The sequence below is a fragment of the Evansella vedderi genome (assembly GCF_030813435.1).
GTDB classification, from domain to species: domain Bacteria; phylum Bacillota; class Bacilli; order Bacillales; family Salisediminibacteriaceae; genus Evansella; species Evansella vedderi.
Genome location: NZ_JAUSUG010000010.1, coordinates 79,730 through 95,076 on the forward strand (window position 1 = coordinate 79,730; position 15,347 = coordinate 95,076).

A 15,347-nucleotide genomic window follows, 5' to 3' on the forward strand; every position below is an offset into this window, starting at 1 on the left:
TATTTTTATTGATTTACCATTTGTTAGCATTAAATAGATAAATTTTATTCTCAATTATAAATATAAATACGTATTAATCACATTTTTTTTTGTTTTTCATAATATAGTACGAAATTAAATTATGTTAATTCGAAAAAAATAATGAAGTAAAAAAGTTTAGAAAAAAAGACAAAACCAACAAGGAAAGTAATAAAAAACACAGAAGAAAGATAACAAAAAGAATACGTTCTAAAAAAAAAAGTAAAGAGAAGATCACTCCAAAAAACTTTAAACCATTGAAAAAGAAATCACGGAAATAAAAAGAACAAAAAGGAAGTGCAAAAGTTGGATAGTCAAAATAAACATTTAACTCCTTTACGTTTCCCCCCCCTTTACCCTAATCATGACAGTCAGCTTATAATTCCAAATCAAGCAAACGAAAGGGATATTATCAAACTAAAAGAAAAAAGTATTTTACACTTACCTAATAATCCTGCTGGCCAAATGAGTACACAAGCACTAGCACTTAGAAATCTTAGCTTATCAGTATCCTTTTGTTCATATTCAAGGTCACGCTATGGATACCCTACCGATATTACATCACCATTAAACGGTGTTCCTATTACAGAACATGACCCTGCTATGATGAGCTTCACTATTAATTCAACGGATAAGTATGACATTTTTCATTTTCATGCCGGGCAAACCTTTACAAGATTTAATTATACGGACCTTCCCTATCTAAGTTTATTCAACAAAAAATTAGTCATGTCGTTTTGGGGGTCAGAAGTAAGAAGATATTCTTTGGCTAAACTAAATAACCCGTATACTAGGGTAGCCAATCATAAAAATTTCGAAGAGAAAGAGATTCTAGGGAGACTTAATGTTTTATCACGCTATATTGATGCTGTAATCGTCCCTGATTATGAACTTTTTGAGTATGTAAAAGGATATTTTAAGAAAATTTACATTATACCTGCAGCCATTGATTATAAAGATTTCTCCCCATCATACCCTAATGTGAACATAAAAAAACCTTTGATCGTTCATGCACCTAGCAATCAGTATCTTAAAGGAACAGATTATGTACAAAAAGCAATTAGCAACCTTAAAAAATATGTTGATTTTGAATATGTTCAGGTTGAAAAAATGGCAAATCAACAAGCACTTAATTGGATAAGAAAAGCAGATATTGTAGTCGATCAACTTTGCTTAGGTATTTATGGTACGGTAGCTATTGAAAGTATGCTATTTGGCAAACCAGTCATCTCATTTATACGTGAAGACATACTGAAAAAGTACCCATCCGGACTACCGGTTGTTTCGGCCAATCCTAACACCTTAGAAAAGAAATTATACAAGCTTATTAAAAAACCTAAGCTACGATACAAGCTTGGTGTAAAAGGGCGGTCATATGCCGTGAATAATCATGATCCGTTTAATATTGCACGTCAATTGGTCAATGTTTATAACGATTTATAATATAAGATAAAACTTAAATGAGGGAGGATATTCATGAAAAAAGTTTTGGTCATTAGCTATTTCTTCCCACCTGTCAGCGCCGGACAACGCAGCCTCAAATTTGTAAAATATCTTCCACATTTCGGATGGATGCCGGTGGTACTTGCTCCGGAAAAGTCTAACTACCCCAAAGTTGATATAACATTGTTAAAGGAAATACCTGATTCTTGTAATGTTATTAGGGTAAAGGACTGTGAAAATTTATCAGCAAATCCTTATATAACAATCAATGAATTTATGAAAGGGTGGTTCCCAGAAACGGTAAAAACCGGATTACCTCTACTCGAGAGACACGACATTGATGTTATATATAGTGTTTCTGCTCCTTATATTTCTTTATTGTCCGGATTAGCTTTAAAAAGATTGACCGGAAAACCTTTAGTGATTGATTTAAGGGATGAATGGACGACAAATCCATTTATGCAGAAAGATCGTTGGAAAAATGATAGAGTGTTTAACAAGAAATTAGAAAAACTAGTTTTAAACGAAGCAGATGCTGTCATTTCAGTTACTGAACAAATTACAAATACTTTATTTCACTTATCTGGGAATGAAATGAAAAATAAATTTTTCACCATATCCAATGGATTTGATCCTGATGACTTTCATCATATTAATCATTTACCAAAAACGAATAAATTTAAGATATGTTATATGGGTTCCGTATATGGACACATAAGAAACGTTTTTGATATTTTTTTCCAATTCCTTGAGAATTCAATAAGAATAGATGAAATTAAAAAGACTGACATCGAGATAAGTTTAGTTGGTTATCTGGATAACATCCGTTTCCCAAACGAATGGGCATTAAATGATCTTGTAAGTAGAACCGGTTACGTCAATCATCATACTGCCTTAAAAGAGGCAGCATCGTCCGACCTTCTTTTATTGCTGATAGACCCTAAGCAAGGAAATCAAACTGTAACGAGTAAAATATTTGAACTTATAAATCTTGAAAAACCTATACTAGCTATCGTACCTCCTAAGGGTGCAGCAGCTAAGATTATTAATGAGACGCGTACTGGTGTCGTTATAGATTCGAATAATCCATCAGGAGCAATCCCATATGTCATTAAGTATTTAAACGCTTGGAAAGAAGGAAAACTTGGAATCTTACCAAATAAGAAAGAGATTCAAAAATATGATCGTAGAAATTTAACTAAAAAATTATCCTTAGTTATGAATGAATTAATATAAGCACTAATAAACATAAAAAATGGTCAGCCGCATTAATCGGATGGCCATTTTGCTTACGAAAAGTTTTTAATTTTTTTCAGTTGTTTCTTATTACTGTTGCGGGGATCCCTACTGCGGTTGAATCAGCTGGTATGTTATCAATTACAACGGCACCTGCGCCAATGACAGAATATTCATTAATTGTCTTTAACGGTATAACGACAGAACCTATTCCAAGTTGTGCTCCTTTCTTTACTGTTACTCCACCAGCCAAATTAACACCAGGTGAGAGATGAACAAAATCTTCTACACTGCAATCGTGATCAACCGTACTTCCTGTATTAATAATCACATGCCTGCCGATCTGTACATTTGCGTTTATAACAGTTCCCGGCATAACTAAGGTCCCTTTATTAACCCTTACTTTACTTCCAATAACTGCTGATGGATCTATCAATGTAGCGTAAGATAAAGAAAAGGGTGTAAGGTCATTAACAATTTGTTGTCTATCTCGATTATTTCCTACGGCTATAAAAACATCATAATCGTGAAAGGATTTTTCATCCAGAAACTCGTTTAGGGTACAAAGGTAACCTTTTTCATATGGTCGTGGTTTATCATCAACATAACCGATGATTGAATATCCTTGTCGTTTGGCAACATCAGTGACAACTTTACTATGTCCTCCCATACCAATAATGACAAGATTTTTCATCAAAATAGACACATCCTTTTTTTGACTTGATTTTTAATCTTATGCTAAAAAAAGAGTGTTACTACCATTATTAATTACAAAAAATTGAGGTGGAGAATATTAAGGTAAAAACATTTATTTAGAGGGAGATCGATCTAGTGAGTAGAAAGGACTATTATCAGCGTTTAATCAGAAAATTCCCAGAGGGAAATTTAGGAGGAGGATTAGAACCCACGTTTACAGGATATTCTCACCAGCCAATGACATAAGGTATACTACTTTCCTCTGAAGCTCTTTACTACAAAAAGATCCTAAATGAATTTAGCCATATAAGAGCCTACGAAGTAATAACATGACTTTTAGACCATGCTGAAGATGACGGAGATGGAAAAAACCGGATGGGAATTACCTCGAGTATATGGTGCATTTTCCAATGGATCCCTCCCCCCTTCCAACCATCCTTATACTATTACGACTTCTATTGTTATGGATAAATGCAATGTCATCCCCCAACTTGTCATCAAAGAATTTGAGAAGACGCACATGAAATTTTGGTGGCTTTTAGTTTGCATTGGTGCAAAAGTGTATCGAGTAGTCACAAGAATGGTGTTTTTTTGGTATAGTACCAATAAAGCAGATAATTACTTTGTACCAAATTTATCCGCAATGTTTTTAGTAAATCTATCAACTTTATTAAATGAACAAAGTAACATCTTTAATAACAACCAAATTAAGTTGATTTAAGAACGACTAGAGGGATCTGCTGAATTTATCATTCAAAATGTAAAACTTGAATCCGGTATTCTTGTATGGTCCTATACAATTTACAATAAACTCTGAAAAAAAGTTGGGAATCGGAATGACATCCCCCTTTATTTGCAATATGATAAAACAACTAAGGAAGACAATTTCATAGAAGTAATCAATAGTAATTACGGTTCTTTTCCAAATCTCCGGCTATTACCCGATAACAAGAATAAAACCTTTTATCCTCGTCACACTGCGTTTGTATTATGGGGCTCGCGATAAGTATTCAGTAATTAATGGAATAAAACGAAAAGCGCGGATGTCCCATGTTTTGGATTATTTAACATACGAGGACCATAATTGAAAGTAATGCTTAAGGATATTTTCGCCAGTGATGGAATGTAAAACATATAATAAATAAATATGAACTTTATGGTAATATCCTGCAACTTTAGGCTCAAGTCCGTAAACTAAATGTGCCAAGTCATACGTTGTGTGTTCCCCTAGATCATAATAAGGCAAAATATGTTTTAACGTCTTAATACCTTGTTTAAAATAATCACCGGCTAAGTTTGATACTTTAGAATTGCAAGTAGAAGTAACTTTCCACCAATCATAAATACCAAGGAGAGTGAACATAAAGCCGTTCAACGTATATGATGCGGGGTTTATGGGATATTCTTCAAAAATAATGTATTTGTCTAGAGATGGATGTAAATCTTTCATAGTATCCATTGTTCCACCCCTTGAAACTGGGCTTATTAAAAATTCAAATACCGAGTTTCCAGCTAATAAAAAACTATTGTCTTTTGTTAAATCGTACGCTCTTGCATAAACACTCAAAGCCTGCCCCTGAGCCATTCCAGATACCCATCCTTTTTCTAACTTTTTTAAATAATAATTATAAGAAAATGGATAACGTAAGGCTCCTAAATCATCTTGCATCATTAATAATTGATTTGTCCCTTTCATAAACGCCACTTTAGAATTTTGACCATTTACATACTTTCCATGCATAGAAAGTGTATATTGAGATACTGTAACTGGATTATAGTAATACTCGTTTCCATATTTCACTTTGGGTAGGCCATTTGAATCTAGGCGAACTTTTTCAGAATGACGATAGGATTTATATATACCCCAGTTTAAATAGTCGCCAAATGTATCATAATTCTGAAGGTATGGGCGATAATCCAAACCTGATTTATACTTTATTAATGCCTTATTGACTAATTGTTTGTATTCTGGCTTTACATTGTATTTTGGCCATACTTCCATGATAAGCCTCCTTTTTTAAACTTGATTAAAATTTATAATGTTTTGACAGATAGAAATACCTGTGCATTACCTACTTCCATTATTGTTGAAATGTATGTTTTAAACATTCAATAATTCTATCTTGGTCCTCCTCGGATAAATTTGAACCTGAAGGTAAGCAAACACCTTTTCGAAATAGGTCATCTGACACACTGTTATTATTGTGAGGATAATAAGGACAATTTTTAAAAAGAGGCTGCAAATGTAACGGTTTCCAGACCGGACGTGCTTCAATGTTTTGGCCCTCCAAAGCATCAATGATTTGTGTCGGCGTAACACCGGATTGCTCTGGATCAATGGTTAAAGCCGTTAACCATCTTGTGGATCGTCCATACGGGGCCTCGGGCATAAATTCAATCCCTTTAAAATTCTTTAACGCCGAAAAATAACGTTTAAATACTATGCGGCGTGCCTCAATTCTTTCATTTAAAACTCGTAGTTGTCCCCTTCCAATAGCAGCCAAAACATTACTTAAACGGTAGTTGTACCCAACCTCACTATGTTGATAATGCTTTGCGGGATCACGAGCTTGCGTTGCCCAAAATCTAGCTTTTTCCAACCCTTCAAGATCTTGTGACACTAATATTCCCCCACCGGAAGTCGTAATGATTTTATTACCGTTAAAAGAATATATACCGAATCTTCCGAAAGTTCCGCTTGCTCGGCCTTTATAGATCGCCCCCAACGATTCTGCTGCATCTTCAATAATGGGGACACCATAACGTTCACAAATAGATAATAAAGGACTCATATCTGCACTCTGACCATAGAGATTTACAATAATAACGGCTTTAGGGATCTTCCCTTTTTTTTCACAATCTTTAAAAGCCTTTTCCAAGGCATTTGGCGACATATTCCATGAGTCTGGTTCAGAATCTATGAAAATAGGTTCTGCCCCTTGGTATAGTATTGGATTTGCACTTGCCACAAAAGTCAATGTTGAACAAAAGACGTAATCCCCACTTCCTACATCTAATAGTTTTAAAGCCAAATGTATAGCTGCTGTACCTGAACTTAATGCCACTGCATCTCCGATATTAACAAAGTTGGCCACTTCTTTTTCAAAGGCTTCCACATGAGGGCCTACAGGTGCAATCCAATTTGACGAAAAGGCTTCTGAAACAAGTTGTTGTTCATAGTAACTCATATGAGGGGGTGAAAGGTAAATACGTTTAGTACTCTTAGTCATTGGACCAACTCCTTGCAATAAAGTTACACAAATCGATCATCAAACTCTCGTAGAAGACACATTTTGGATAATCCTTAGAAGAGTATTCCGGAAGTCATCCGAAGAATTTTTTAGAGAAACTTCTAGTTTTTTTAACTCACGTTGAAATTGTGTATAGTTTATTGACATTGTAGAGGCAATTGATATATCAGGATGTTTACTTGGAATTGACCGTTCATCGTTATAGAACAATGATTCACTTAACTTTTCCCCGGGACGAATACCTGTGTATTCAATTTTTATATCATAATCTGGTTCATATCCTGACAAACGAATTAATGTTTTAGCAAGGTCAACTATTTTAACGGGTTCACCCATATTTAGAACAAATATTTCTCCTCCCGAAGACAATGAACCAGCCTCTAAAACAAGTTGAACAGCTTCAGGAATGGTCATGAAGTAGCGTACCATATCAGGATGGGTAACGGTAACAGGCCCTCCCATTGCTATTTGTCTCTTAAAAATAGGGACAACACTTCCCCGACTTTCTAAAACATTTCCAAACCTTACAATTGAAAACTTAGTTGAACTTTTTGCGGCAAGCTGTTGGATAAGAAGTTCCCCAAGCCGTTTCGTCATTCCCATTATATTTACAGGGTTTACTGCTTTATCGGTTGAAATGAAAACAAAACGTTTAACTTCATATCTATCAGCTGCTTCAGCTACAATTTTTGTCCCAAATACATTGTTTTTTATAGCAGCAACTTCATTTTTTTCCATCAAAGGTACATGCTTATGAGCAGCGGCGTGAAAAACAACTTCGGGGCGAAATCTGTTGAATACATCATCTATGAGCATTTGATCTTGAATATCAACAATAAGAGATACAGTAGTCACACGGGGCATACTCTCGTTTAATTTAGTTTCAGTTTTTTGAATACTATTCTCTCCATGACCAAGAAGTAGGACCATTTTAGGGTCACACTGAGCCACTTGATAAGCAAGCTCACTGCCAATGGAACCTCCAGCACCAGTTACAAGAACCACTCTATCTTGTAAATAATTATTAAGTTGATCAATTCTATGCTTCACCATATCTCTCCCTAGTAAATCTTTTACATCAACACCCCGTATTTCTTTTACAGAAATTCTCCCGTGAATTAGATCTTGTAACCGAGGAAGAATCTGAATATGTGCTTTAGTTTGTTTACAAATATGAACAATTTCCTTAATCTGTGATTTAGGTGCAGATGGGATAGCTACAATAATAGTAGAAATATCATATTTTTTTACGATATTCGGAATATCCGTTCTCCGCCCTAAAACAGGAAAACCTGAGACCTCGAGTTTCTGTTTTTTATGATCGTCATCAACAAATCCTATAGGATAAAACTCTGCTTCGTTAGATTGTATAAGTTGTTTTACTACCATACTTCCCGCTTCACCTGCTCCTATGATCAACGCCCTTTTTCTTAGAGACATAGAAGGTTTATTTAATTTTTTTACAATCATCCACCCTATGCGAAATCCACTTAGAAATATAATGGATGTCATCCAAAGTAAAAAATATAACGAAATCGGTATGGAGCCATTAAAAAACATTATTTGAATAATTATATTTAAAATTGAAGAAAGTGTTATAGATTTAAATACTTTGATAATTTCATACAGCTCAGAATAGCGCCATAAGGTTTGGTATGATTTGAAAATTTTAAGAAAGAGAGAACTAAAGATTATGAAAAGGATTGTGGAGGTTATAATACCCGGTGTTAAATGTTTTATTTGTATACTATTATTGATAATAGCAAAAGAAGAATAACCGCTTATAATTAGAAGGGCTATATCAACAAAAAATAGTAAAATAATCCGTAGTACATACTTCATCAAATTCCTCCTTTTTTTCCGGTCCCATGTACATATTATATTCAGGAGGTTGGTTATTGCTTAGACGAAAACCCATAATTAAATATAATGTAAAAATCACAGGTTCTTATTTTTATATTCTAGAGCCCTTAACGAAAGTTTTTTTATTTGGAAAGTACTGAATAAATGGACCTCAATCTACTTTCCATCATTTCCCATCCATAAGTTGATCGAATAACTGACCGAGCATTCTCGCTCATTTTTTTTAACAATAAACGATTGTTATATAATCTGACAAATTGTGTTGCATAATCCTCTGCTGTTGCCTCTCCTTTTTTTATGACAATTCCACATTTATGTCTTTTAATAAATTCTTCCATTTCATGAGCGGCATTAACCACTACAGGAATTCCACTATTTAAATAACTAAAAAATTTGTTTGGAAGTGCGTATTCCCGATTTGGAGTGTTTAATCTAAAATTGATATAACCAATATGAACATTACTTAATTGTTTCGGAAGATCATGATAATCGACCCAGTCTACCCACTGAATATAAGGATTTGATTTCATCTTTTGCATCACACCTTGATATTCTGGTAATTTTGGCATACCACCTATTATTTTGAATTTAAAGTTAATTTTTGTTTTGCAATGGTTTATAATTTCCGCAATTTTCTCAGGGTCCCCTTTATCTTTTGTTAAAGAGCCTTCATAGGCAATTGTCAATAATTTTGATGAGAAATCCTTCGGTGGTATTTGTTTTTCAAAATGAGGGGAATTGTATATAACGGTAATTGGAACCTTTGGATAACGCTGGGCATATTGAGATTTAAGACCGTTTGATACCGTAATGATATAATCTACTTCTTTCATTAATTCTTTCATAAGTAAGTTGTCACTTTCCAATTCATGTGCATCAAAAATGACTTTAATGTTACGTTTCTGTTCATTTCTAAGAATTCTCTTAATTTGAACTGCATCATACAAAGTTTCCCATTCATGAGCATGGTAAATATCTGCTTGTATGGCAAGTGCTTTTTGTGCTAGCCCATCTATAAAATAAGATTGAGCCCCATTTCTTAACTCTTCTATCATTTTCCTGATCATAACTTTTTTTTCTTGCCCTAATGGATAATGTGCATCGTAAGTAACAAAATGGATACCATCGTAATAAAACTCTTCTTTCTGAAAAACAGGTTTTTTGCCAATTGTAAATAATTTCCCTTCTCGTTTTCCTGCGACAATTGTTACATCAAACCCCATTTTTTTTAAACTTTTTGCTTCTTTTTCAAACACTCGGACATCAGTAAATGAATGATGCCTTATAAGTTTACATATTTTCATCCCATGTCCTCCTTGTAAATCCCTAAATTACACTAATATATTCGATAATCATAATATTACCGTTATATATTTTTGTTCAATTAAATATATTGTATTGAGACTGTTTTCATTTTTAACAAATTATTTTAAACAGTGATATTTCTCATTTTATAAAATAACATGGCGGGAACGTTTAATTTTAAAGAGGTGAACAACTTGAAGATCATTACTGTAATCGGAGCACGACCTCAATTTATTAAAGCTGCATGTATAAGTCGACTACGCCCTTCCATTGTCAAAGAAATCATTATCCATACTGGGCAACATTATGATGACAATATGTCGACGGTGTTTTTCAAACAGTTACATATTCCTGAACCAGATTACTATTTAAACGTCGGTTCAGGAACACATGGAACACAAACTGCACGTATGATAGAGGGAATCGAAAAGATATTATTCAATGAAGAACCAGATATCGTTTTGGTTTATGGGGATACGAATTCAACACTCGCAGGTAGTTTAGCAGCATCTAAACTCCATATACCAATTGCCCATGTGGAATCAGGCTTGCGGAGTTTTAATAAAAAAATGCCTGAAGAAATAAATAGAGTGATTACAGATCACCTCTCATCACTTTTATTTTGTCCCACACACACCGCATTGGATAATTTGAAAAAAGAAGGAATTGTTTCTAACGTCCACCTTGTTGGGGATATTATGCATGATTCCGTACTCTATTATAAAACCAAAGCACATAAACAATCAGATATCCTTACTCGATTAAACCTTTCAGCTAAAAAATTTTATTTAACAACAGTTCATCGAGCAGAAAACACAGATGATCCTAATCGTTTAACTTCCATTCTTAAAACGATAAGCCAACTGGATCATGATGTCGTTTTTCCTTTGCATCCACGTACAAAGAAACAAATAGAAAAACATCAGCTCCATATCTATTTGTCTTCTCCCCACATTAAAGTAACAGATCCCCTAAATTACCTTGATATGCTAATGCTGGAAAGCGAAGCTAAAATGATTTTAACTGATTCGGGGGGCGTTCAAAAGGAAGCTTATTTGTTTAAAGTTCCTTGTATTACTCTTCGTGATGAGACAGAATGGATTGAAACTGTAACTGAAGGGTGGAATCATGTGACAGGTGTTAACACCCAGCTTATTTTAAATACAATTGATCAATTTAAGCTCCCACCAAAACATCCGGCTCTTTTTGGTAACGGAAGAAGTGCCGAAAAAATATGTCAAATCCTTTTAGAATTCTTGAAATCTATAAAAAAAAAATAACGAATGCGTATCATACATTACAACTGGAAAATCTAGTGTTTTTTCGGTTTATTATTTCATATAAATTGTGTATTATCGGACCATATTTTTCTGTAAACATTAACCAACCTTTGTTCCATATGTTCCCAACAATAAGTTTGTTCCATCGTCTTACGGGCATTTATGCTCATTCTTTTTAAAACATCCTTTCGTTCATGTAAATACAATATGGCCTTAGCATAATCTTCTGGTGCTGGATTATATTTATCAAGTACAAGTCCACATTGATATTTCCTTATAAAATTCCCCATTTCATGACACTTATTGACAATAACAGGTACGCCGTTGTTAAGATAGCTGAAGAATTTGTTCGGTAATGCATAGGAACGATTTAGTGATTTACTTACATCAAAATCAATCCACCCAATATCAACATCCATCATATATTGAGGAATATCCGTATATTTAACCCACCCTAGTTGGATAAACTTATCTTTAAGTTTATCAGGGACAGACAATGATTCACCCGTTTGTACGCCGCCGATTATTTTAAATGTAAAATCAATCGATTGAGAGCAAATATTGGTAATGGCAAATAATTTCTCTTTACTTCCTTTCATTTTATGAATAGATCCTTCATAACAAGCTACTAAACCATCTTTTTGATAATTTTTTTGCTTATACTCCTTTGCCAAAAGGGGGGTATTATATATTACTTCAACAGGTATGAATGGATTCAATGATAAATACCAAGCTTTTATAGAATCTGAAACAGTAAGAATATAGTCAGTTTCTTTCAACATATAGAATAGCATTTTACGTAACAACTCTACTTTTCTTTTGTTTTTGTGTTTCATTTCTAATGGATCGGGGACAAGTTCGTGGCTGTCATAAATTAATTTAATGTTTTTTCCCTTTTGTTTTTTCATTGCCCGTTTAATCCCAATGCCGGAATAAAGAGATAAAAATTCGTGTGCATGGTAGATATCAGCATTTTGCGCAAATCCTGTTTTTAATAGCGGATCGTTAAATTTATATTTTTCACGTGACTTTAAATTTTTTACCATTTTGTTAAGCTTCTCTCTCTTATCATCATAAGTGACTATTTTAATTCCTTCGTGGGTAAATTTCGACTGTCGGAACTGATCAATGAATAGAGTTCCATCAATATCATATAAGTACCCCTTTTTTCGAGGTACAACTAATGTCACGTCGTAACCTTTTTTCATTAAACTTTTGGCTTCTTTATGAAAAATACGTGCATCCAAAAACGGGTGATGCCTGACCAACATACACACTTTTTGACTCAAGATTAGCACCTCTTCTTAAAACAAATAATAGATCCTATCTACTTTCTCCTGTAAACTTCTTCAGTACTGAAATAATATATTCTTGTTGTTCGTTTTTTAGTTGTGGAAACATAGGTAATGCAACTGCACGTCTCGATAGAACTTCTGAGATTGGAAAAGCACTTTCTTTATAACCTAAATAGGAAAATGCTTTTTGCAAATGCAGAGGACACGGATAATAATGTCCTGTCGCTACACCTTTTTTCTTCAAATAATCAGCAAGTTGCTGTCGTTTTTCACTTTGTATAATATATAGGTGATAAACACTCCTTACATCTGGATGATTGAAAGGAACGATGAGTTCAAGATCTTGAAGATGTTTGGAGTATATGGCGGCCTTCTGTTGTCGTAATTTATTCCATTCATTCAAATGCTTCAATTTAATTCGTAAAATAGCTGCTTGTAATTCATCTAATCTGCTATTATAACCTATTATTTCATGGTAATATTTCTTCCTGCTTCCGTGGTGAGCTAAAAGGCGGACCTTCTCTGCAATATCTTTGCTATTGGTAACAACGATCCCCCCGTCACCATAACCACCTAAATTTTTCGTTGGAAAAAAAGATACACACCCGACATGACCAATACTCCCAACTGGTTCACCTTTATAAGTTGCTCCTAAAGCTTGGCATGCATCTTCAATAACATACAAATTGTGTAGCTTTGCAATATCCATAAAAGCTTCCATATCAGCAGGTTGACCGAAAATATGGACCGGAATAATTGCTTTCGTTTTTTCAGTTACTTTTTCCTCTGTTTTTTCCGGACATAAATTATACGTTTTCTCATCAATATCAGCAAAAATTGGTGTTGCCCCCACCCTTGCTATAGCTTCAGCTGTTGCAAAAAATGTATAGGGAGATGTAATCACTTCATCACCAGGACCTATCCCACAAGCATCTAATGCCAGAACGAGAGCGTCGGTTCCGTTAGCAGTAGATACAGCATATTTAGCTTTTGTATATGCTGCCATCTCCTGCTCAAATTGACGTACTTCAGGACCGCCAATGTATTGACCACTATCTATTACACGCTCGATAGCATGCATTATTTCATTCTTTAAAGATAAATACTGTGCTTTTAAATCCATTAAAGGGATGTTCATTCCTCTTCCCCCTCCCCTTTATCAATAACTGTTTGATCAATAGAAATAACTTTTGCAGGAACACCGACAACAGTTGCATAATCAGGAACATCCTTTGTAACTACTGCTCCTGCTCCAACAATACAATATTCCCCAAGTGAAATTTCAGGTAATAACGTTGCATTGTTCCCAATACTTGCTCCCTTTTTTATATAAGGACCTTTCAGAATAGTTGGTTTCCTGCTCATATATTTATCATTCGACGTAGATACTTCAGGTCCAATGAAAACATCATTTTCTATGATCATATCAGCTGTAATATATGCTCCTGTTTGAACCATACATCGACTGCCTATAGTCGTCCGGCATTCAACTTTAGAATTTCTGCCAATGACTGTTAAATCTCCTATGATCGTATTTTCACGTATACTTGCTAAGTCACCCACTAGTACATTTTCACCAAGTTTTGTACCTGAATAAAGGACAACTCCGTTTCCCACTTTGCTCCCTTTTCCTATAGTCAAAGATGCTTGTTGAGCTACTTCATGTTTAACACGCTCGTTTTTATAAGGCTGGCAACCTAAAACAGTATGAGAACCTATCACAACGTTATCCCCTAACTTCGTTCCCGAAAGTAAAACAGTATGATGTCCAATTTTAACGTTCTCACCAATGGTTACCCCTTCTTCAATGACAACATGATTTCCCAAAACACATGATTTCGGTATATTTTGACTATTCATTAGACTTACCCCTCTTTTTCTTTAATTGATAGTTAATCATTTCTTTGGTGGAGAATTGTTGGAGTGGCAGTGTTATTGATTTCTTCTCCAACATTGATTTATAGATAGCGAGGACAGTCTCAAGTGATCCTAATGTGGTATCAGCAGACACTAATGGTTTTGTTCCATGTCTGATGGAATGTATGATATCTTCGTATAAAGGGGTATGAGAAATAGCAGCTATCTGATTTATCACATTTTTATCTTCTGGCCTTTTAGCTTTGAAATTCCAATGCTTGAAGTTGTTCAACCTTTCACCTTCAAGAGAAACATACCCTTTTTCACCAAATAAACTTAAAGATGTTTGAAGATTTTGATTGAATATACCAGTTGTTCCTTCCACGATTCCAAATGATCCATTAGCATAATGAAGTATAGCAACCCCCACATCCTCAGCTTCAATCGGATGAACGAATGTCCCACCTTTTCCATAAACAGAAACGACCGGTCCCATCACCCATTGAAGGAGATCAATGTAATGAATACATTGATTCATCAAGACACCACCGTCTTTTTCCCAAGTCCCTCTCCATGGACTTGCTTTGTAATAATCCGCCGTTCGATTCCATCGAACGGTTACAACACCGTATAATAACCCTCCAAAGCGATCATCAGACATAGCCTTTTTGATAGCTTGTATTTGAGTTAAATACCTTGTTTGTAAGGAAACCGCAAGAACACACCCCAATCGGTTGGCTTCTTCCACCACTGATCGAGCTTCCTCGATCGATAATGCCAGAGGTTTTTCCACGAGAACATGTTTTTTAGCTTGCAAAGCCTGACGAATGAGTGGAATATGGGAATCAGTACTTGTAGCAATAACGACGAGTTCTATTCCATCATTTTGTAAAAATCTTCTGGCGTCTGTATAGGTTGATAGATTGGTATATCGGCTGAGATCTATTTTTTTTAGAAAGGTATTGATTTTTTCCTCATTAATATCACAAAGAGCAACTAGCTCGATCTCTTCCTCAAGTTCAATCATCGATTTGGCATGTTGTTCGGCAATTTTACCACATCCAATGAGTCCAACTTTTATCGGTTTAATTTTGACCTCCTCC

13 protein-coding genes are annotated in these 15,347 nt (G+C 34.7%); 4 read left to right on the forward strand and 9 right to left on the reverse strand.

Features of this window, described 5'->3' with window-relative positions:
• The first annotated feature begins 324 nt into the window (after positions 1–324).
• Together J2S74_RS13230 and J2S74_RS13235 are read left to right on the forward strand one after the other, a co-directional pair.
• Positions 325–1,461 carry a glycosyltransferase family 4 protein gene (locus J2S74_RS13230; protein ID WP_307326266.1) on the forward strand — a complete coding sequence of 379 codons (1,137 nt, stop codon included), beginning with the start codon at positions 325–327 and terminating at the stop codon, positions 1,459–1,461.
• A gap of 33 nt (positions 1,462–1,494) precedes the next feature.
• Positions 1,495–2,697: a glycosyltransferase gene (locus tag J2S74_RS13235; protein ID WP_307326267.1), complete on the forward strand. Its 1,203-nt coding sequence runs from the start codon at positions 1,495–1,497 to the stop codon at positions 2,695–2,697.
• A gap of 76 nt (positions 2,698–2,773) precedes the next feature.
• Here J2S74_RS13235 and J2S74_RS13240 read toward each other — a convergent pair whose 3' ends face one another.
• Positions 2,774–3,391, reverse strand: coding sequence for an acetyltransferase (locus tag J2S74_RS13240; protein WP_307326377.1), 618 nt, complete (start codon positions 3,389–3,391; stop codon positions 2,774–2,776).
• A 345-nt stretch (positions 3,392–3,736) separates the two neighbouring features.
• On the opposite strand from J2S74_RS13240, the gene J2S74_RS13245 reads away from it, so the two are divergent.
• On the forward strand, positions 3,737–4,114 hold the full coding sequence (locus J2S74_RS13245) for a hypothetical protein (protein WP_307326268.1): 378 nt from the start codon (positions 3,737–3,739) through the stop codon (positions 4,112–4,114).
• A gap of 339 nt (positions 4,115–4,453) precedes the next feature.
• Here the strand turns inward: J2S74_RS13245 and J2S74_RS13250 are convergent, their stop codons facing one another.
• The 4 genes from J2S74_RS13250 to J2S74_RS13265 all read right to left on the reverse strand — a co-directional run bounded on the left by J2S74_RS13250 (position 4,454) and on the right by J2S74_RS13265 (position 9,811).
• Positions 4,454–5,395, reverse strand: a complete 942-nt coding sequence (locus J2S74_RS13250) for a D-glucuronyl C5-epimerase family protein (protein ID WP_307326269.1) — start codon at positions 5,393–5,395, stop codon at positions 4,454–4,456.
• Positions 5,396–5,474: 79 nt separating this feature from the next.
• Entirely contained in the window at positions 5,475–6,623 is a 1,149-nt protein-coding gene (locus J2S74_RS13255; protein WP_307326270.1) for a DegT/DnrJ/EryC1/StrS family aminotransferase, read from the reverse strand.
• A gap of 39 nt (positions 6,624–6,662) precedes the next feature.
• A complete protein-coding gene (locus J2S74_RS13260) occupies positions 6,663–8,486 on the reverse strand; it encodes a polysaccharide biosynthesis protein (protein ID WP_307326271.1) in 1,824 nt (607 codons plus the stop codon).
• 143 nt (positions 8,487–8,629) lie between these two features.
• A complete protein-coding gene (locus tag J2S74_RS13265; RefSeq protein WP_307326272.1) occupies positions 8,630–9,811 on the reverse strand; it encodes a glycosyltransferase in 1,182 nt (393 codons plus the stop codon).
• 195 nt (positions 9,812–10,006) lie between these two features.
• Here J2S74_RS13265 and wecB point away from each other — a divergent pair, with 195 nt between their 5' ends.
• Entirely contained in the window at positions 10,007–11,092 is a 1,086-nt protein-coding gene (gene wecB, locus J2S74_RS13270; RefSeq protein WP_307326273.1) for a non-hydrolyzing UDP-N-acetylglucosamine 2-epimerase, read from the forward strand.
• 56 nt (positions 11,093–11,148) lie between these two features.
• Here wecB and J2S74_RS13275 read toward each other — a convergent pair whose 3' ends face one another.
• The 4 genes from J2S74_RS13275 to J2S74_RS13290 are packed head-to-tail and all read right to left on the reverse strand — an operon-like array spanning position 11,149 to position 15,334.
• Positions 11,149–12,381: a glycosyltransferase family 4 protein gene (locus tag J2S74_RS13275; RefSeq protein ID WP_307326274.1), complete on the reverse strand. Its 1,233-nt coding sequence runs from the start codon at positions 12,379–12,381 to the stop codon at positions 11,149–11,151.
• 34 nt (positions 12,382–12,415) lie between these two features.
• The gene (locus tag J2S74_RS13280; protein ID WP_307326275.1) at positions 12,416–13,525 is read right to left on the reverse strand and encodes a DegT/DnrJ/EryC1/StrS family aminotransferase; all 1,110 of its coding nucleotides are present in this window, start codon (positions 13,523–13,525) and stop codon (positions 12,416–12,418) included.
• A complete protein-coding gene (locus tag J2S74_RS13285; RefSeq protein ID WP_307326276.1) occupies positions 13,522–14,247 on the reverse strand; it encodes an acyltransferase in 726 nt (241 codons plus the stop codon). Before J2S74_RS13285 ends, J2S74_RS13280 begins: the two co-directional genes overlap by 4 nt.
• Positions 14,240–15,334, reverse strand: coding sequence for a Gfo/Idh/MocA family protein (locus tag J2S74_RS13290; protein ID WP_307326378.1), 1,095 nt, complete (start codon positions 15,332–15,334; stop codon positions 14,240–14,242). Before J2S74_RS13290 ends, J2S74_RS13285 begins: the two co-directional genes overlap by 8 nt.
• Between the last annotated feature and the right edge of the window lie 13 nt (positions 15,335–15,347).